The sequence below is a fragment of the Streptomyces sp. ISL-96 genome (assembly GCF_018614035.1).
In the GTDB taxonomy this organism is placed as follows: domain Bacteria; phylum Actinomycetota; class Actinomycetes; order Streptomycetales; family Streptomycetaceae; genus Streptomyces.
Window position 1 is genome coordinate 29,282 of sequence record NZ_JAGGPA010000073.1, and the last position, 18,059, is coordinate 47,340.

Annotated in this window: 15 protein-coding genes; 5 read left to right on the top strand and 10 right to left on the bottom strand. The window is 71.3% G+C overall.

What is annotated here, in order from left to right:
* The first annotated feature begins 482 nt into the window (after positions 1-482).
* The gene (locus tag J7E96_RS33130) at positions 483-2,297 is read left to right on the top strand and encodes a bifunctional sugar phosphate isomerase/epimerase/4-hydroxyphenylpyruvate dioxygenase family protein (protein WP_215136947.1); all 1,815 of its coding nucleotides are present in this window, start codon (positions 483-485) and stop codon (positions 2,295-2,297) included.
* Here J7E96_RS33130 and J7E96_RS33135 read toward each other — a convergent pair.
* On the bottom strand, positions 2,294-3,250 hold the full coding sequence (locus tag J7E96_RS33135) for a DUF4331 family protein (protein WP_251070788.1): 957 nt from the start codon (positions 3,248-3,250) through the stop codon (positions 2,294-2,296). The genes J7E96_RS33130 and J7E96_RS33135 overlap by 4 nt on opposite strands.
* Before the next feature lie 378 nt (positions 3,251-3,628).
* The gene (locus J7E96_RS33140) at positions 3,629-5,104 is read right to left on the bottom strand and encodes a UDP-N-acetylmuramoyl-L-alanyl-D-glutamate--2,6-diaminopimelate ligase (protein ID WP_215136949.1); all 1,476 of its coding nucleotides are present in this window, start codon (positions 5,102-5,104) and stop codon (positions 3,629-3,631) included.
* A 376-nt stretch (positions 5,105-5,480) separates the two neighbouring features.
* Between J7E96_RS33140 and J7E96_RS33145 the strand changes: the two genes are divergently transcribed.
* Positions 5,481-6,569 carry a magnesium and cobalt transport protein CorA gene (locus tag J7E96_RS33145; RefSeq protein WP_215136951.1) on the top strand — a complete coding sequence of 363 codons (1,089 nt, stop codon included), beginning with the start codon at positions 5,481-5,483 and terminating at the stop codon, positions 6,567-6,569.
* On the opposite strand, the gene J7E96_RS33150 is transcribed toward J7E96_RS33145, so the two are convergent.
* A complete protein-coding gene (locus J7E96_RS33150) occupies positions 6,529-8,208 on the bottom strand; it encodes an amidohydrolase (protein ID WP_215136953.1) in 1,680 nt (559 codons plus the stop codon). The two genes, J7E96_RS33145 and J7E96_RS33150, sit on opposite strands and share 41 nt — an antisense overlap.
* Before the next feature lie 182 nt (positions 8,209-8,390).
* Positions 8,391-9,782: a cytosine permease gene (locus J7E96_RS33155; protein WP_215136955.1), complete on the bottom strand. Its 1,392-nt coding sequence runs from the start codon at positions 9,780-9,782 to the stop codon at positions 8,391-8,393.
* 145 nt (positions 9,783-9,927) lie between these two features.
* Between J7E96_RS33155 and J7E96_RS33160 the strand changes: the two genes are divergently transcribed.
* A complete protein-coding gene (locus J7E96_RS33160) occupies positions 9,928-10,533 on the top strand; it encodes a TetR/AcrR family transcriptional regulator (protein ID WP_215136957.1) in 606 nt (201 codons plus the stop codon).
* 9 nt (positions 10,534-10,542) lie between these two features.
* Here the strand turns inward: J7E96_RS33160 and J7E96_RS33165 are convergent, their stop codons facing one another.
* From J7E96_RS33165 to J7E96_RS33190, 6 genes are all read right to left on the bottom strand, one after another.
* Positions 10,543-11,211, bottom strand: a complete 669-nt coding sequence (locus J7E96_RS33165) for a response regulator transcription factor (protein ID WP_215136959.1) — start codon at positions 11,209-11,211, stop codon at positions 10,543-10,545.
* Positions 11,208-12,587 carry a sensor histidine kinase gene (locus J7E96_RS33170; RefSeq protein ID WP_215136961.1) on the bottom strand — a complete coding sequence of 460 codons (1,380 nt, stop codon included), beginning with the start codon at positions 12,585-12,587 and terminating at the stop codon, positions 11,208-11,210. Before J7E96_RS33170 ends, J7E96_RS33165 begins: the two co-directional genes overlap by 4 nt.
* Entirely contained in the window at positions 12,580-13,743 is a 1,164-nt protein-coding gene (locus J7E96_RS33175) for an acyltransferase (RefSeq protein WP_215136963.1), read from the bottom strand. Before J7E96_RS33175 ends, J7E96_RS33170 begins: the two co-directional genes overlap by 8 nt.
* On the bottom strand, positions 13,736-14,731 hold the full coding sequence (locus J7E96_RS33180) for an alpha/beta hydrolase (RefSeq protein ID WP_215136965.1): 996 nt from the start codon (positions 14,729-14,731) through the stop codon (positions 13,736-13,738). Before J7E96_RS33180 ends, J7E96_RS33175 begins: the two co-directional genes overlap by 8 nt.
* Before the next feature lie 137 nt (positions 14,732-14,868).
* The gene (locus J7E96_RS33185; protein WP_215136967.1) at positions 14,869-16,416 is read right to left on the bottom strand and encodes an MFS transporter; all 1,548 of its coding nucleotides are present in this window, start codon (positions 16,414-16,416) and stop codon (positions 14,869-14,871) included.
* Positions 16,417-16,551: 135 nt separating this feature from the next.
* Positions 16,552-16,692, bottom strand: coding sequence for a hypothetical protein (locus tag J7E96_RS33190; protein WP_215136969.1), 141 nt, complete (start codon positions 16,690-16,692; stop codon positions 16,552-16,554).
* A gap of 460 nt (positions 16,693-17,152) precedes the next feature.
* On the opposite strand from J7E96_RS33190, the gene J7E96_RS33195 reads away from it, so the two are divergent.
* Both J7E96_RS33195 and J7E96_RS33200 read left to right on the top strand, forming a co-directional pair.
* Positions 17,153-17,614, top strand: a complete 462-nt coding sequence (locus tag J7E96_RS33195; RefSeq protein WP_215136971.1) for an NUDIX domain-containing protein — start codon at positions 17,153-17,155, stop codon at positions 17,612-17,614.
* A gap of 98 nt (positions 17,615-17,712) precedes the next feature.
* Positions 17,713-18,039, top strand: coding sequence for a putative quinol monooxygenase (locus J7E96_RS33200; RefSeq protein WP_215136973.1), 327 nt, complete (start codon positions 17,713-17,715; stop codon positions 18,037-18,039).
* The last annotated feature ends 20 nt before the right edge of the window (positions 18,040-18,059 follow it).

Sequence of the window (18,059 nt, forward strand, 5' to 3'; positions counted from 1 at the left end):
TGCCGCGCGCGCACCAACGCACCAGGGGTTGGCGGAGGCCTCGGGGGAAACCCGCGGCGCCGGTGAGGTGACAGGGGGGCGGGTCCGCGCCGCGGGTTGCGCGGAGCGCACGGGCCTACGTTAGGGCGCGGTGCGGGTTTGGCGCGGGCAGCGACTGGTCGACCGACGCGTCACCCATCCGTTCGGCCTTGCGGTGCGCCGGTACCTGACTCCCCGTCGGGTGGGGCTGCCCTGCGGGGCTGTTCCCCTACCCGCCCCTTCCCGAACTGGGGCTCCGCCCCAGACCCGGACACCCATGGGCATGGCCCACCATCCGGGTCTCCCCGCTCGACACGGCGCTGCTGCGCCGGGCGCACGCCCTGGGCTGCCGCACGCTGGACGGCGGCGGCATGGCCGTGTTCCACCGGACGCGGAGCGCCCGACCCGGTCAGGACGCTCGCCCACATGGCCGCCCCCGTCGGCCGCCCAGGCAGGAGCCCAAAATGCGCAAGTCCATCGCCACCGTCTCCGTCAGCGGATCCCTGACCGAGAAGCTGGAGGCCGTCGCCCGAGCCGGGTTCGACGGCGTGGAGATCTTCGAGAACGATCTGCTGGGCTGTCCGCTGCCGCCTGAGCAGATCCGCGAGCGAGCGGAGGAGCTGGGGCTGCGGATCGACCTCTATCAGCCGTTCCGCGACTTCGAGGCGGTCACACCGGACCGGCTCGCGGACAATCTGCGGCGGGCCGAGCACAAGTTCCGGGTGATGGAGCGGCTCGGCGCCGACATGCTGATGGTCTGCTCGAACGTCTCCCCCGGCGCCGTCGACGACGACGCGCTCGCCGCCGAGCAGTTGCGCCTGCTCGCCGAGCGGGCCGCGGAGCACGGCATCAAGATCGCGTACGAGGCGCTGGCCTGGGGCCGGCACGTCGACACGTATCTGCGTGGCTGGCGGATCGTACGGATGGCGGACCATCCCAATCTCGGTACGTGCCTGGACAGCTTTCACATCCTGTCGCGCGGTTCGGACCCCGGCGGCATCGAGGCCATCCCCGGCGACAAGATCTTCTTTCTCCAGCTCGCCGACGCCCCGCTGCTCGCCATGGACGTACTCCAGTGGAGCCGCCACTACCGCTGTTTCCCGGGCCAGGGCGGCTTCGACCTCGCCGGGCTGCTCGCTCACGTCCTGCGTACCGGTTACGCGGGCCCCCTGTCGCTGGAGATCTTCAACGACAGCTTCCGGCAGGCGGACGCCGGGCGTACGGCCGTCGACGCGATGCGGTCCCTGATCGCGCTGGAGGAGTCCGTCGCCGACGTGCTCGGCACCGGTTCGCCCCTCCCGCGGCCCGCGCAGCCCGAGGGGTTCGCCTTCGCCGAGCTGGCCACGCGGGACCACAGGCGTCTGGGCGGGCTGCTCGGTGCGCTGGGATTCGCCCGTACGGGCCAGCATGAGACCAAGCCGGTCGAACTGTGGGAACAGGGCCGGGCCAGGATCCTCCTCAGCCGCATCCACCCCGACAGCCCGACCGACACCTCGCTGGTGGCCATCGGCCTGGAGTCACCGGACCCGGCACTCTCCGCCGCGCGTGCCAAGTCCCTGCTGTCGCCCGTACTCCCCCGTCACCGCGCCGCCGACGAGGCGCGGCTCGCCGCCGTCGCGGCTCCGGACGGCACGGAGCTGTTCTTCTGCGACTCCGCACAGCCGCGCTGGCGCGACGACTTCGATCCCACCGAACCGCCCCGTGGCCACATCGGCCACATCGACCACGTGGCGCTCGGGCATCCCTGGGACCGCTTCGACGAGGCGGCCCTGTTCTACCGGTCGGTCCTCGGGCTGCGGCCGCACGAGAGCGTCGAAGTGGCGGATCCGTACGGCCTGTTGCGCAGCCGCGCCATGTCCAACGCCTCCGGTACCGTCCGCCTCGCCCTCGACATGGCGCACGTCGGCGCGGCGTCGCGGGAGCAGCCCGGGCAGCACATCGCCCTCGCCGACGACGACATCGTCGCGACCGCGCGCCGGCTGCGGGCCCTGCCCGACGACGTACTGCTGCCGATTCCCGACAACTACTACGACGATCTGCGGGCCCGCTTCGACCTGGGCGAGGCGCGCCACCGGGAGCTGCGGGAGCTCGGGCTGCTTTACGACCGGGATGAGGAGGGCGGCGAGTTGCTGCACCTCTATACGGTCACCGTCGGCCGGGTCTTCTTCGAGATCGTGCGGCGCGTCGGCGGCTACCGCGGCTTCGGCATGGCCAACACCCCGGTACGGCTCGCCGCCCAGCACGCGCACGCCCCGGCCCCGGCCCCGGAGCGTGATTAGCCCGGGTGAGGTGCGCCCAGATAGGGGAAGTCGAGGAGCAGGTCGGTGTGCGGGCCGATGTGGTCGCTGGCGACTTTCCCGCCCGAGATCATGGCCAGCCGGGCAGAGGTGACGTCGTCGGTGAGAGTCCGGCCGTTCGGGTAGGCGGCGGGGCGGTTGCGGTCGTAGACCAGGATGTCCGGCAGGACCGTACGCAGGACCTCTTCGGCGGCGTGTGCGTCGTAGCCGCCGGTGTGGCGGAGCACCTCGGTCCACGGCCCGCTGTACGTCGCCCAGTCCTCGGCGGGATCGCCTTCGTTGTAGGCCTCCTTCGCCTCCTCGGGGTTGAAGTACGCCGTCAGCGACGGGTGGGCCCCGCGGTCGACGGACTTCAGCCGGCCGTCCTGGCGCAGGCTCACCCGCGCCCACACCCCGATGACCGGGTCCGGGCAGAGCTCGTCACTCGGAACCTCCAGCACGATGCCCAGAACGTTCTTGTCGGCTCCCCAGTCCACGCCGGTCCACTGGAAGTCCTTGACGATGCCGTCCAGGTCGGCGAAGAACGGGTCGCTGCGCAGACCGGCCGAGAAGAGGTACGGTCCGGCCTCGACCACTTGGGCCTGCGCTCCGAGGGCAACCGGCGCGTCGGTGAAGATCTCCTGCCCGCCGGGCTCCTCGCTGCGGGCCTGCGCCCCCGTCGCCCAGTACACGGTCGCCGTCTGCCGGCCGTCGACGGGCGGGGAGAAGACGAAACTGAACGCCGCGTCGGCGTGCTCGTCACCGTCGATGTCGACATTGATGCGGTAGACCGCGTCCGGGTGGAACGCCGCGCCCACGGCCGGGGCGACCGGGTGGACGTTCATGATCAGCACGGTGCGCCCGCCCGGCACCGTGAACGCGAACAGGTCCGTCAGGTCCAGCCGCGCGTCGTCCATGGGCGACCGCAGATTCGGCCCGCTGAGGTGATGAGACATGTCACCCACCCTCGGCCCCCGGCCCCATCCGCGCACGGTGGCGCCCGCCATACGTGGACCCCTGTCTGCGTACGGCGCGGGCCCGTCGCCGTACACACGCACCGGCGCCCACGGCGCCGTCTGACGCCGGCCGCACTGGATGGCGGGCCCGTCCATGCGGCGGCGGTCGTACCGAAGAAGCTGATCCGCGTGGTGCGGGCGGCGCCCGGCTACAAGTCGGCGCACCTCTGGTACGGCGACGGGTGCGAGATCGACTATCCGGAACAGAACCGGACCGACACGATCACCGCCTTCACGCACCCGTGCGACTACGACGGGGAGCGCGAGGGCGGTGAGATCCGGCACGGCGGCACCACGCTGCGGAGCCCGCGAATTCGGCTACAGGCCGCTGAGCTCGCGGACCGTCGCCATGTCGCTGAACGGGATCAGCTGCTCACCGACGATCTGGTACGGCTCGCTGCCCTTCCCCGCCACCAGCACGATGTCGTCCGGCCCGGCGGCGGACAGCGCGTACTCAATGGCGCTGCGCCGGTCGGCGAACCGCTCGAAGGGCGTGCCCGTACCCGCGAGACCCGGGGTGATCTGGTCCAGGATCTCCTCGGGGTTCTCGTTCCTCGGGTTGTCCGAGGTCAGGACGCACAGGTCGGAATGCGTCCCGGCGATCTCGCCCATCTCCGCGCGCTTGGTGATGTCACGGTCGCCGCCGCAGCCGAAGACGGTGACGACCCGCCCCTTGGCGAAGCCGCGGATGGTGGTCAGGACCTTTTCGAGCGAGTCCGGGGAGTGCGCGTAGTCCACGATCACGGACGTGCCGCCCGGCGTCTCGAAGCGCTCGAAGCGCCCGGGGGCCGTCGGCATCCGGTCCAGGGCCGCGACCAGGCGGGCCAGATCGTGCCCCAGCACATGGCAGGCGGCCACGGTGGCGAGCGCGTTGGCGACGGAGAAGCGGCCGGGCACGGGGATCGCCGCCGGGTACTTGCGGCCGTCGTGGTGGAGGGTGAACCGCGTGCCGTGGCCGTCCATGCTGAGGTCGGTGGCCCGGTAGTCCGCCTCCGCGTCGATGGCGTACGTCGTCACCGCGCCCGGCATCATGGCCACGATCGAGGCACCCACCTCGTCGTCCACGTTGACGACCGCGCGCCGGCAGAGCCCCTGGAAGAGGCGCAGTTTGGCGTCCCGGTAGTTCTCCATGGTGCCGTGGTCGTCCAGGTGGTCCTGGGAGAGGTTGGTGAAGACCCCTACGTCGATGAACGCGTTGTCCACCCGGTGCGTCAGCAGCCCCATCGAGGTGGCTTCCAGGACCACGGTGGAGACCTCGCGGTCGCGCATGCGCCCCAGCAGGTACTGGAAGTCCGGCGACTCCGGCGTCGTCAGGACCGACCTCGGCATGGGGATCATCTCGTCCCCGATGCGGCTGCCGCCCGTCCCGATGACGCCCACCTCGGCGCCCTCGGCGATCCGCAGCAGGGACTCGACCATGTACGAGACCGAGGTCTTCCCGTTGGTGCCCGTGACGGCCACCATGTCCATGCCCCGCCCCGGCTCGCCGTAGTAGCGGGATGCGACGGCCGCCGCGGCCTTCCTGGTGTCCGGTACGCGCACGACGCAGACGCCCGCGGGCGCCGGGGAAATCCTGTCCCCGCTGTCACCGTCGACGAGCACCGCCACCGCGCCGCGCGCGAGCGCCGGCCCGACCGCCTCGGGGCCCCCACCGACGTGCCCGGGTACGGCGATGAAGAGCGTGCCCGGTGATGCCCGGTGGGCGTCGAAGCAGGTGCCTGCGGTGATCACCGTGTCCGGATTCCCCTGAAGGACCTCGTGGTCATGGCCGGCCAGCAACTCGCTCAACTTCACAGGGGTCCTCTCGGGGGGCGGGGTATGCGGGGTATGCGGGGCACGGCAACGGCCAGGTCGTGCAGTGCGGTGCGGTGCGGCAAAGCGGCACCCACCCCGGCAAGGGGTGGGTGGGGGAAAGCGCCACAGGTGGAGAAGCCGGATCAGAAACCGGTGGTAAGCACCCGGACTCTGCCGGGAGGAGATGTCGCTAGCCGTGGCCGTGCAGGGCCCGGCACAGGGCATGAGGAAGCCGGCTCAGGCACTCCCCGGCTCCACGTGTGCTGCGACTCATACTCTGGAGTGTACGGCCCCGAAGGGGGCCCGGAGCACCCCTGTGAGAGGCGGCCGGCGGGCCGGTGGCACACTGGCCGCCGATTCGCCGAAGGAGCACTCCATGCCGTTGATCCGCACGCTCAGCCGGGCGGTACGCCGCGCCTACCGCCCGAGCGTGGATCTCAGCCACCCCACCCGGTCCCCGCTCGGCAGTGCGGTCGTCAACTGCGTGGTGTACGAGGACGGTGCGCGGCGGCCCGGCGACTGTCCGGCGCAGGAGGCCCTTGCCCGGGTCCGCAAGACGGGCCAGGGCTTCGTCTGGATCGGTCTGCACGAGCCGTCCCAGGAGGAATTCGCCGGGCTTGCCGCCCTGTTCGGGCTCCATCCGCTGGCCGTGGAGGACGCCGTACAGGCACATCAGCGCCCGAAGGTGGAGCGGTACGACGACGTGCTGTTCGCTGTCTTCAAGACCGTCCACTACGTCGAGCACGCCGAGCTGACCGCCACCAGCGAGATCGTGGACACCGGCGACCTGATGGTCTTCACCGGCCCCGATTTCGTCATCACCGTCCGGCACGGCGGCCGCGGCTCCCTCGGACCGCTCCGTGAGGCCCTGGAGTCGGCGCCCGATCAGCTCTCCATGGGCCCCGCCGCCGTGCTGCACGCCGTCGCCGACCACGTCGTCGACGACTACCTCGTGGTCACCGAGGCCGTGCAGCACGACATAGACGCGGTGGAGAGCGCCGTGTTCAGCGAGCCGGCGGGGCGCGGCGACGCCGGCCGCATCTACCAGCTCAAGCGTGAACTGCTGGAGCTGAAGCGGGCGGTGGCGCCGCTGGCCCGGCCGCTGAACGTGCTGGCCACCGAGCCCATGCCGAGCGTCGGCCCGGAGATCCGGGCGTACTTCCGCGACGTCGCCGGTCACCTGACCAGGACGGCCGAGCAGATCACCGCCTTCGAGGGACTGCTCGACTCGATCCTCCAGGCCCATCTGGCGCAGGTGACGATCACCCAGAACGAGGACATGCGCAAGATCACCTCATGGGCGGCGATCATCGCCGTACCGACCATGATCTGCGGTGTCTACGGCATGAACTTCGACCACATGCCCGAGCTCCGCTGGACGTACGGCTATCCGCTCGCCCTCGCCGTCATGGCGGTCGCCTGCTTCACGATCCACCGGGCGTTCCGGCGGAACGGCTGGCTGTGACCACCACTTCGCCGCCCACGACGACGGTCTCGGCGACGGTGCCGGGGATGTCCTCGGGCGCGATCCGAAGGATGTCGCGGGAGAGGACGACGAAGTCGGCGAGCTTGCCGACGGTCAGCGAACCGCGTTCGTGCTCAAGGAAGTTGGCGTACGCCGAGCCCATGGTGTAGCCGTGTACGGCGGTCGCCACGTCGACCGTCTCGCCGGGCATCCACGGCTCGCCGCCGTCGAGGGGCCGCCGGGTCACGGCGGTGTAGATGCCGACCATCGGGTCCATCTCGGCGACGTTCCAGTCGCTGGAGAAGGCGAGCACGGCGCCGGCCTCGTGCAGGCTGCGCATCGGCCACGCCTTGTGCCAGCGCTCCTCACCTACGTTCCGCGCCCAGTCCTTGCCGGGGCCGGCGATCTCGGGGGCGCAGTGGCGCGGCTGCATGCACGCGACCACGCCGAGTTGGCTGAAGCGCGGGGTGTCCTCGGGGTCGAGGCATTCGACGTGGACGACCTGGTGGCGGGCGTCGCGCGGGCCGTTCGCGGTGCGGGCCCGCTCGACCGCGTCGAGGACGGTACGGATGCCGCGGTCGCCGGTGGCGTGGACGAAGCACTGGAAGCCGCGCGCGTCCAGCCGGGTCAGGAGGTCGGCGAACTCCTCGGGCGGGTAGAAGGTCTCGCCCCGGTGGTGGCCGCAGCCTGTGTAGGGGGCGAGGAGGGCGGCGGTGCGGGGCTCGACCACATCGTCGATGTAGAGCTTGAGCGGGCCTACGTTCAGCCGGTCGTCGTCGAAGGTGCGGGCGGCCGCCGCGAAGTCGTCGAGGTCGGCTTCGGTGGTGCCGCGCGGGTGGAAGAGGGCCGCGACGATCCGGGAGCGGAGCCGGCCCTCGGTGCGGGCCCGCTCGTACAGGGCCAGGTCGTCGAGGGAGTTCTGCGGTTCGACGACGGTGGTGATGCCGTACGAGATCGCGTCGTCGAGGCTCTGGGCCAGGCGTCCGTACCGGCGGTCGGGCGACGCCCAGGGTACGCCGAGCGCGCGCAGGGCTCGGTGGCCGTCGCGGGAGAGGCCCTTGACGGCGAAGTCCTTGATGAATCCGGTGGGTTCGCCGGTCGCGGGGTCGGTCTCGGCCTCGCCGAAGGGCAGGCTCGTACGGTCGCGGTCGATGCCGAGGCGGCGGAGAGCCGCGGTGTTCAGCCAGGCCGTGTGTACGTCGTAGCTGAGGACGAAGGCGGGGGTGTCGCCGGTGACGGGGTCGAGGTCGCAGGCGCGTGGCATCCGGCCGACGGGGATCGCCGAGTAGTCGAAGGCCTCGGCCTCGATCCACTCGGCGTCGGGGTGGGCGGTGTGCCAGGCGCGGATGCGCTCGTGGATGCCGGCGAGCGTACGGACTCCGGCGAGCTGGACGCAGGCGTCGTCGGAGCCGAGCCGGACGTGGTTGTGGGCGTCGATGAAGCCGGGGAGTACGAGGCGGCCGCCCGCGTCGACGATCTCGGTGTCCGGTCCGGTCCACTGTGCGGCGTCGGAGTCCGCGCCGAGCCAGGCGATGCGCCCGTCGCGTACGGCTAGTGCCTCGGCTTCGGGCAGAAGGGGGTCGACGGTGTGGATGCGGGCGTTGAGGAGGACCAGATCGGCCGGGGTGGTGCGGGTCATGAGGGTGAACTCCTGGGGTGCGGTGCGTTTTGCGGGGGCGTGGGGTCGGTGCCGCGCCGGGGCGTCTCCTCGGGCGTCGAACGTTCGGGTACTCGTTTTTGTATTCGGGCGCGTTGCGTTCAACGCCCTGCGGGGAGCGCCCCGGCACGTCCCCTCCCGGCACCGTGACTCGTGAGGCGGGGTCAGGCGGTACGCACGGGCCTGCGGGCGGCCAGCGCCCAGTAGGTGAGCGCGGAGACGACGGAGCCGAGGAGGGTGAGGTCGGCGCCGCCCAGCGGTGCGACCAGGGGGCCGGTCCACAGCTCCGAGTCGGCGGTGAGACCGGCGAAGACGATGCCGGTGAGGAGGGCGGCCATGCCCGCCGGGTGGTAGCCGGCCCGGTACCAGTACGCGCCGCCCGGTCCGGCGTGCAGGGCCTCGGCGTCGTAACGGCAGCGGCGCAGCACCATGTCGGTGAGGAAGACGCCGCTCCAGGGGGCGAAGACGATGATCAGGAGGGAGAGGAAGGACAGCAGCGACTCGGTGAAGTCGGCGAAGAAGAGGGCCCAGAGGGAGCCGGCGGCGGTGACGGCGGCGCTGATGAGGATGGCCCGCGACCGGCTCCACGGGATGCCCAGCACCTGGAGGTTCAGGCTGGACGAGTAGAGCGTGATGATCGAGTTGGTGACGGAGCCGAGGAGGACCAGGGCCAGGAAGACCGGCTGGAACCAGCCGGGCAGGAGCTTCTCGGTGCCCGCCACGGCGTCGGTCATGTCGGTCTGGGTCGCGGCGGCGACACCGGCGACACCGAGCGCGACCGAGGAGAGGAAGCCGCCGAGGGCTCCGCTCCAGGTGATGGAGCGCAGGGTGGTGGTCTTGGGGAGGTAGCGGGTGTAGTCGGCGGGCATCGGTACGTACGAGAAGGGGCTGGACAGCATGATGACGAAGGCCAGGCTCCAGCCGGCTGCGCCGGGGCCGATGGCGGGGACTGTGGTGTCGGCGCCGGGCAGGACGAAGACGAGCAGCGCGGCGAAGCCGGCGGCCAGGGCGTACGCCATCCAGCGTTCGGCGAACTGGACTGTGGCATGACCCCACATGGCTACCGCGAAGGTCAGGGTGAGGGTGATCGCGAGCGCCAGGGCGCGGGCTGTGTCGCCTCCCTGCCAGCCGATTTCGGCGAAGAAGACTTCCAGGGCGAGGGTGCCGACCACCGTGTTGACGATGGTGTAGCCGATGCTGACGATCCAGTTGAGCACTCCGGCGGGCCAGTTGCCGCGCGTACCGAAAGCGGCCCGTGAGATCACGAGGGTGGCGGTTCCGGTACGGATTCCGCTGAGGCCCGCGGCGCTGATGACGAAAAAGGCCAGGCCGCCGACTACTACGACGGTGGTCGCCTGCCAGAAGGACAGGCCGAAGGCGACGGCGAGCGCGCCGTTGATGACGTAGGTGAAGGTGAGGTTCGAGCCGAACCAGAGCCAGAAGAGGTCCTTGGCGCTGCCGTGCCGCTCCTCGTCGGGGATGGGATCGATGCCATGGGTCTCGACGTGGAAGACCTCGTCGCTCTTTGGTTGCTGCTCCGCCGTGTGCGTTGCCATGCCACTCCCCAGCCAGACCTTGAATGCCGTTCTAAGAGTTAGAACGGCATTCAAGATGCGGTGCCGGTCCCCCACCCGTCAAGACCTCGGCGCGAATCCGCCGCTAAGGTCGTGGCATCGGGTACGAACGGTGGAGGCGAAACCGGTGGCAGGAGCGGCGCGACGGCGGGACGGGCACATCGCCCAGGAGCGGATGCTCGAAGAGGCCATGGCGTTGATCGCCGAGCACGGCCTGGCCGCGCTCACCATGTCGGCGCTGGCGGAGCGGCTGGACACCAGCGGCGGCCACATCCTGTACTACTTCGGCAGCAAGGACCGGCTGCTGCTGGAGGCGCTGCGCTGGAGTGAGACCGACCTGGCGGGGGAACGCCGCCTCCTGCTGGCCCGGCGGACGACGGCGGAGCGCAAGCTCGACCAGTTCCTGGAGCTGTACCTGCCACGCGGACCGCGCGACCCGCGCTGGATGCTGTGGATCGAACTCTGGGCCCGTACGCCCGCGAACGAGACCCTGCGCCAGGCCCAGGAGGAGATGGACCGGGGCTGGCAGGAGGACCTGGAGGCGCTGCTCGCCAAGGGCGTGGCGCGCTCGCGCTTCGCGCCGATGGACATACCGGCGCACGCCTCCGAGCTGCTGGCGCTGCTGGACGGCCTGAGCACGCGCGTCGTGCTGGGCCAGCCGGGCAGCGACCGCCGCCGGGCTCTGACGGCGGCGAGATCGGCGGCGGGCCGGCTCATCCCCCGGGTTGGTTAGCCGGGGAGCTCAGTAGCCGGCCGGGCGTACCAGGCCCGTCTCGTACGCGAAGACCGCGGCCTGGGTCCGGTCGCGCAGGCCCAGCTTGACCAGGATCCGGCTCACGTGGGTCTTCACGGTCTGTTCCGCCAGCACCAGCCGACCGGCGATCTCCGCGTTCGACATGCCCTGCGCGATCAGGGACAGCACCTCGGTCTCGCGCTCCGTCAGGCCGCCGACGCGGTCCTTGAGCGGGACCCGGGGCGCGTCGGTCAGCCGGGAGAACTCGGCTATCACGCGCTTGGTGATGCTGGGGGCGAGCAGGGCGTCGCCGGCCGCCACCACCCTTACGGCCTGGGCGAGTTCGGCGGCGGAGGCGTCCTTGAGGAGGAACCCGGACGCGCCGGCGCGCAGCGCCTCGTACACGTACTCGTCGAGGTCGAAGGTGGTCAGGACCAGGACCTTGACGGTGGCGCCGGGCGGGTCGGTGATGCGGCGGGTCGCCTCGATGCCGCCGAGCTGGGGCATGCGGATGTCCATCAGGACGACGTCGGGGGCGAGTTCGGCGACCTTGGCGACGGCATCGAGGCCGTCCACGGCCTGGCCTACGACCTCGATGCCGGGTTCGGCGTTGAGCAGCACCGTGAAGCCCTGACGGACCATCATCTGGTCGTCGGCGATCAGCACGCGGATGGTCATGGACTGCCCTCCAGGGGAAGCGTCGCCAGTACTTCGTAACCGCCGCCGGGAAGCGGCCCGTTGGCGAACTCACCGCCCAGCATGGCGGTGCGTTCCCGCATGCCGAGCAGGCCGTGGCCGGCGCCCTGCGAGGGCTCGGCCGACGCGTCCGGCGCGGTGTTGGTGACCCGTACGGTGAGACCGGTCGCGTGGTATCCGATCTCCACCCGCGCGTCGGCTCCCGGCGCGTGCCGCATCACGTTGCTGAGCGCCTCCTGCACGATACGGAACGCCGAGAGCTCGACGCCCGGCGGGAGCGGTTGCGGCTCTCCGGTGGTCCGGACCAAGACCGTGAGCCCGGCGCCGCGCACATTGCCGACCATCTCGTCCAGCTGGTCGAGGGTGGGCTGCGGGGCGTGCCGTACCTCCTGCGACACGGCGTCCTCGGAGCGCAGTACGCCGAGTACGCGGCGCAGTTCGGTGAGCGCCCCGACGGCGTTCTCCCGTATGCCGACGAGGTTTTCCTTGAGCTCGTCGGACGGGTTCTCGACCAGGTGGGGGGCAACCTGCGCCTGGATGGAGATGACCGACATGTGGTGGGCGACGACGTCGTGCAGCTCGCGGGCGATCCGGTTGCGCTCCTCCAGGAGGGTGCGCCGGCCCCGCTCCTCGGCGGTCATCTCTTCCTGCACGACCAGCTCCGTGCGGGCCACCTGGCGACCGCGCAGCGAGCCGCCGACCACCACCGCGGCGGTGAGAATTCCGGCGGCGCGGGCGACGCCGGTGAGGTGACCCTGGAGAATGAGCGTGCTGCAGACCAGGCCCGCCAGCAGACTGATCGTCAGGGCCTCGACCGCGATGCGGGGGCGGACCCGCAACGCCAGCATGAAGAGCACGCCGGCCTGCGCGGCGATCCCGGGGCCGGTCCAGGGGAACAACGGGTCCCAGGGGAACTGTGAGCCCGGGAGGCCCGCGGCGATCCCGGGGGCGGTCCAGGGGAACACCTCGTCCCGGGGATACCGGGAGCCCGAGAGCCCCGCGATGACGACCATGGCGACCGTCACCGTCCACCACGCCGGCAGCGGCCGGAACGCCGCGATGACGAGCGCCACCGACTGGGCCCCGCCCAGCAGCAGGGCGTACCTGGTGCCCAGCCCGTGGCCCCAGTCGAAGGCGAGATCGTTCACGCTTACCACTCCGAGGAGTGCCGCGCAGATCAGCAGCAGCAACACGATGACCGGCTGCCACACCAACCAGCCGGGCCGTCCGCTGGGCGGCAGCGGGGCGGCTGCCCCGGTCCACAGGTCATCGCGCAGGTTGCGCGGCACCGCCCGCACAGCCTTCACCAGCCGCTCCACCACCGTGCTCTCCCCCCTCGCAAGATCCACCCTAGGCATTCCGCACCGCCGTCTCTCGGGCGGGACGCCCCTCGTACACGACCCGGCTGGTCTTTCGCGGCCGCCCTTGTTCGTACGTGTGAAACGCGGCCCAGCACACCCCCAACGCCCCCGCGAACACCGGCAGCCAGAGCAGCCGGGCGAGGACCCAGCCGGGGCCGTCGGGGACGGTGTGCAGGCCGGGCAGGGCGTCGCCCGCGAGGAGGCCGGTCGCGGTGACCGCCATCATCGCGGTCTGGTGCCAGAGGAACACCGTCATCGCGGACAGATTGACCAGCGCCACCGCCGCCCAGGCGGCCGGCCGCACGAGCATCCGCCGCAGCGGACCGAGCAGCAGCATCGCCGCGCCGCACTGGGCGAGGCCGAAGGTCACGGCGGCGAGGGTGGGCGGGTCGAGGTTGGAGATTCCGGCGCCGGGCACCCCGACCATGGCAGCGGGGTAGCCCGCGAAAGCCACGAGCAGCGCGGTCGCGATCGCGCCCCCGCCCAGCAGCACCCAGCCGGTCGTGCGGCCACTCAGGCCGCCCCGGGCCCAGGCCGTGCCTACGCAGTACGGGACCAGCCATCCGGCGGCCACATTGATCCAGCCGAGCCACGACGGGCCACCCAGGCCGAACCGCACCAGGTCGACATGCAGCACGACCGCGATCGGCCACAGCGGATGCAGCTTCGCCACCAGCGGGGTCACCGCCGTAAGCGCCGCGAAAACCAGCAGGAACCAGAGCGGCGACAGCACGAGCTTGCACAACGTGCGTACGGTCTCCACGCCGGCCCCGGACACGAGCATCACGCCCGCCGCCACGGCCCACACCACCAGCACGGCGGCGACCGGCCGGCTCAGCCGGGACGTCCGGGCGGCGAGCCATTGCCCGTACGTCGCGCCCCGGGCGCGGGCGGCGGCGTAACTCTTCGCACCCACCAGCCCGCCCACCAGGAAGAAGACCGCCAGGGTCTGAAACACCCATGAGACGGCAGTGAGTTGGGGCATGTACCGCAGAGGGCTCGCGGCGCGCACCGTGCCACTGTCGGAGATCAGGGCGGTGACCAGCCAGTGGCCCAGCACCACGCCCAGGATGGCAAGGGCGCGCAGCGCGTCGACAGCGCGGTCACGGTCGGGCTCAGTCGCGGAGTCGATCCGCCGGACGAGGTCACGCATGACGGGCCTCCTGGGAAGGAAGCTGTCCGGAGACAATCCGGGCCATGTTCTCCAGCGGCACGGAACCGGGCTTGAGGTAGTCGCTGTGGCCGCCGTCGCCTGCCGCGAAGACCCTGGCGCCGAACTCCGGCGACATCGGGTCGGCCCCCAATCCCACTTGCAGGGAGGTTAGTTGTAGGCGCCCGTGCGGTAACGCGGCGATCCAGTCGTCGGTGCCCAGGCCGGCCCAGACGGTGGCGCGGGTGCGCAGTGCGGCGGTGTTGTCTCTGCCGGTGCCGGGGCTGCCGTACAGGACTATGTTCTCGACGTTCGCCATTTCCGTCCCGGAGGCGGCCCGGCCGCAGACCACGGAGCCGTAGGAGTGGCAGAGGAGAGAGGTACGGGCGGCCGGTCCGGCCGCGCGCAATTCCGCCATGAACCGCCGCAGTGCGGGGGCGGCTTCGTCCGCGCGGCCGGGTGTCAGCACCTCGGGGCTCACCGTGCCCGGCGTCTTGTACCCGAGCCAGGCGACGACGGCGGACCTGCCGCCCAGCTCCTGCTGGAGCGCCTCGGCGCCGGCCCGCAGTCGTCCGTACCGGTCGAGGCTGGTGTCCGAGCCCGGGACCACTACGGCGATCCGCACGGCGCGCGACAGGTCACCGAAGACTTCGGCGGCGCGGCCGCCGTCGCGGCCGTCAAAGGACAGGAAGTGGCGCGCCGGCTCCGCCATGGCGCGCAGCGCGGCGGCCCGCCGGTGATCCCCGTGGCCGGCGGCCGCTCGCTCGGCGGCGCGGATGCCGGCGCGGTTGGCGGCGTACCGCTCGGCGAGGGCGCCGGGGGTGGCGGCGCGCAGCGGGGCCAGGACGGCCGGGGCGGGCGCCGGGACAGCGGAGGGGCGGGCCGCACCCGACACCGGCACGGCCACCGAGGCGGCGACGAGGGCGGCGAGCAGGGCGCGGCGCGGACGGCTGCCGCCGCCGCTGGTGCTGCTGCGTGGGCGGGACGCCATGGGGGGTCCTTCCTTACCGGATGTCTTTCGTGCTTCCGGTAAGGAAGTTATGGATCACACCTCGTGGTCGGCGTCCCGCCGGGGAGCGCACCTTGCGCGTAGCTCTCCAGTACTACGGGTAGGGGGCCGCAGGTTCCTCAGTGCGCGTTCTCCGTCGGGCGGAGGTCCTTGGGGATCTTCGCCCACGTCAGCGCCGCCGCCGCGAGCGGCAGTACGGCGGCGAGCAGGAAGGTCGGGGTCATGCCGGCGGTGAAGGCCGCGGAGACCTTTTCGAGCAGTGCGGCGCCCGCCGGACCGCCGGCCTGTCCGGCCAGGTGCGCGGCTTCGCCCACGGAGTCGCGTACGGACGCCGTCGCCGTGCCGTCCAGGCCGAGCTCGGGCAGATGCGCCCGGTACAGGGCGGACGCGATACTGCCCAGGATGGCCACGCCCATCGCCGCACCGAGCTCGTAACACGTCTCCTCGATGGCGGCGGCGCCACTGACGTCGTGTGCGGGGGCCGAGGCCATCAGGGTCACCGAGGCGACCGTGGTCGCGATGCCCACACCGCAGCCGAGTACGGCCAGCGCGAAGGCTATCGACGGGTAGCCGAGGGTGCCGGTCCGCTGGAGGATCCAGGGCAGTGCGAGGCCCGCGGTCATCAGCAGCAGGCCGCTGCCCAGGACGTGGCGGATCGGGAGCCGGTGCATCAGGGCGGGCGTCACCAGGGAGGTGACGACCAGTCCGAGGGGCGCGGGGAGCAGCCGGATGCCGGCCTCCAGCGGGGTGTAGCCCTCGCCGTACTGGAACCACTGGGTGATCAGGAACAGCGCCGAACCGAGCGCGATCATCCCGAGGAAGATGGCGGCGGCGGCGATGCTGAACGACCGGCTCGCGAACAGCCGTACCTGCAACAGCGGCTGGCTCAGCGTCAATTGGCGGCGTACGAACACGGTCAGCGCGACCGCGGCCAGGACCAGCAGCGTCCAGGCGACCGGGTCCGCCGGGCCGCCCTTGCCGAGCTGCTTGATGCCGCCCGCGAGGGCGAGCATGCCGACGATCGACTGCCCGACGCCCCACCAGTCCCAGCGTCCCTCCCTCGGCTGACGCGATTCGGGCAGCAGCCACAGGCCGAACCCGATGACGGCCAGCGCGACCGGGATATTGAGCAGGAACGCGGACTGCCAGCCGTTCTTCTCGACGAGCAGACCGCCCACCACCGGGCCGAGCGCCATGCCGCCGCCGAAGACCGCGGCCCAGACGGCGTACGCGAAGGCGCGCTCGCGGGCGTCGATGAAGACGTGCCGCAGGATCGACAGGGTCGTCGGCATGATGGCCGCGCCGCCGACTCCGAGCAGCGCGCGGGAGGCGATGACCTGCCACGGCGCGGTGGCGAAGACGGCGATCAGCGAGGCGAGCGCGAAGACGCTGAAGCCGATGAGCAGCATGCGCTTGCGTCCCCAGCGGTCGCCGAGCGCACCGGCGGTGACCAGCACACCGGACAGCGCGAGCGCGTACACGTCGATGATCCACAACTGCTGCACGGAGCTGGGCTGCAGATCGGCGACGAGGGAGGGGAAGGCGACGTTGAGGATCGTGGTGTCCATCGCGATCAGCAGCAGGCTGCCGGAGAGGATCGTGAGGACGGCCCAGCGCCGGGGATCGAGCTGGGCCCGGGAGTCTGGCCGGGCGGGGGCGGGGTGCATTGGGTTCCTGTTCGGGGTCGTGCCGGAGGGTGCCTGCTGACACCGCACGGTCTCGCTTGAGACGTCAGTGTCTCAAACAAGACGGCGATGCGCACATCCATTCCCCCGGCGCGACCTTATGTCGCTTTTACGCTCTTACGTCGCCGCCGCGTCCCGGAGCGCGTCGAGCAGGCCTTCGGGATGGTGGTTGCCCAGCCCCATCCGCGGCATCAGCCCGACACGTGAGCAGGAGGAACCCGCCACCGAGCACCGGCTAGAGCCGGCTGCGGTGGACACGTCATGAGGGTCGGTGCGGTGCGTGCGGTGCTGTGGGGAAGCATCTGCGAAGTCCGGGAGGCCTCGGGTGTCCCGGGCGGCCCGGGGAAGCCCTGGAACCCCCGGGCCCGCTGACACGACGTACAGAAGCCGGGTGCTCCCGATTGCAAAGCAATCGCCTGATCGGGTGCCGGACCTCTTCCGGGTGATCGAACGCCGGATAACAGCCGGGCGTCCCGGTGCGCACCGGCGGGCACGCCGGAATCGAATCTCTGGCCGAGAGTTCGCCCGGCGCCTCCCGTTACGCGCCTTTGATCAGGCGCGTTGTCCGACCGCCAGTCCGCGTGCACTGCGATCCAGGAGGAACCATGTATCCCGTACCCGCTCCCGTTCGTGACGTCGGCGGACATTCCGCGTTCGAGTGCGGCCCCGCCGTGCTCACCCGCCTCGTGCGCCTGGTTGACGCGACGGACGCCCTCGCATGACCGCGACGCGCTACACGAGCGTCGTCGATGTCCTCATTCTGCTCCAGCGTGCGGACGGCCGCGTTCTGCTCGTGCGCCGCGCCGAGACCGAGTACGCCGGCGGGCTGCTCAGCATCGTCGGGGGCCACTTGGAGCGCGGCGAGTTCGCCGACGACGGGGCACGGCGTGAGGCCCACGAGGAGGTCGGCGTCGAAATCGACCCGGCGGACACGGAGTTCTGCGGCGCGGCCCACTACTGGGGGCCCGAGGGCGAGCGACGTATCTGCTTCGCCTTCACCGCCCAGCGCTGGCGCGGCGAACCGTACAACCGGGAGCCTCACAAACACACGGCCCTGGTGTGGGCGGAGCCCGGCAATCCGCCGCCCGACTGCCACGCGTACTCGACCGCCGTGCTCCGCCAGTTCGTCGTCGGCGGCTCGTTGTACGCCAACATCGCCCACCCGAGGAGGCCGCGTTGAGCAGGACGGGAAGCAGCACCGACGCGGGGGCGGTCTGGGGCAGCGCCCCGGTTCAGTCCCGCGCAGCGGCTTGGAGGGGTGCGGCATAGAATGACCGGATGATCTTCATTGTCGTCAAGTTCCCCGTAAAGCCCGAGTACGCCGAGGAGTGGCCGGAGCACGTCGCGGCCTTCACCAAGGCCACCAGGGGCGAGCCGGGCAACCTGTGGTTCGAATGGTCGCGCAGCGTCGAGGACCCGAATACCTACGTGCTTGTCGAGGCGTTCCAGGACGACGCGGCCGCGGCGCACGTCAACTCCGACCACTTCAAGGCCGCGTTGGACACGATGCGCCCGCTGGTTCGCCGTACGCCCGAAATCGTCAGCACGACCGTCGAGGGCGCCGACGGGTGGAGCGCGATGGGTGAACTCAAGATCGACGACTAAGGGCTTGCAGATGATTTACC

What these genes read in the sequence shown, in the direction of transcription:
- J7E96_RS33130 (WP_215136947.1), top strand. Translation starts at nt 483, where the DNA reads ATGCGCAAGTCCATCGCCACCGTCTCCGTCAGCGGATCCCTGACCGAG.
- J7E96_RS33135 (WP_251070788.1), bottom strand. Translation starts at nt 3,250, where the DNA reads ATGTCTCATCACCTCAGCGGGCCGAATCTGCGGTCGCCCATGGACGAC.
- J7E96_RS33145 (WP_215136951.1), top strand. Translation starts at nt 5,481, where the DNA reads ATGCCGTTGATCCGCACGCTCAGCCGGGCGGTACGCCGCGCCTACCGC.
- J7E96_RS33150 (WP_215136953.1), bottom strand. Translation starts at nt 8,208, where the DNA reads ATGACCCGCACCACCCCGGCCGATCTGGTCCTCCTCAACGCCCGCATC.
- J7E96_RS33155 (WP_215136955.1), bottom strand. Translation starts at nt 9,782, where the DNA reads ATGGCAACGCACACGGCGGAGCAGCAACCAAAGAGCGACGAGGTCTTC.
- J7E96_RS33165 (WP_215136959.1), bottom strand. Translation starts at nt 11,211, where the DNA reads ATGACCATCCGCGTGCTGATCGCCGACGACCAGATGATGGTCCGTCAG.
- J7E96_RS33170 (WP_215136961.1), bottom strand. Translation starts at nt 12,587, where the DNA reads ATGCCTAGGGTGGATCTTGCGAGGGGGGAGAGCACGGTGGTGGAGCGG.
- J7E96_RS33175 (WP_215136963.1), bottom strand. Translation starts at nt 13,743, where the DNA reads ATGCGTGACCTCGTCCGGCGGATCGACTCCGCGACTGAGCCCGACCGT.
- J7E96_RS33180 (WP_215136965.1), bottom strand. Translation starts at nt 14,731, where the DNA reads ATGGCGTCCCGCCCACGCAGCAGCACCAGCGGCGGCGGCAGCCGTCCG.
- J7E96_RS33185 (WP_215136967.1), bottom strand. Translation starts at nt 16,416, where the DNA reads ATGCACCCCGCCCCCGCCCGGCCAGACTCCCGGGCCCAGCTCGATCCC.
- J7E96_RS33195 (WP_215136971.1), top strand. Translation starts at nt 17,153, where the DNA reads ATGACCGCGACGCGCTACACGAGCGTCGTCGATGTCCTCATTCTGCTC.
- J7E96_RS33200 (WP_215136973.1), top strand. Translation starts at nt 17,713, where the DNA reads ATGATCTTCATTGTCGTCAAGTTCCCCGTAAAGCCCGAGTACGCCGAG.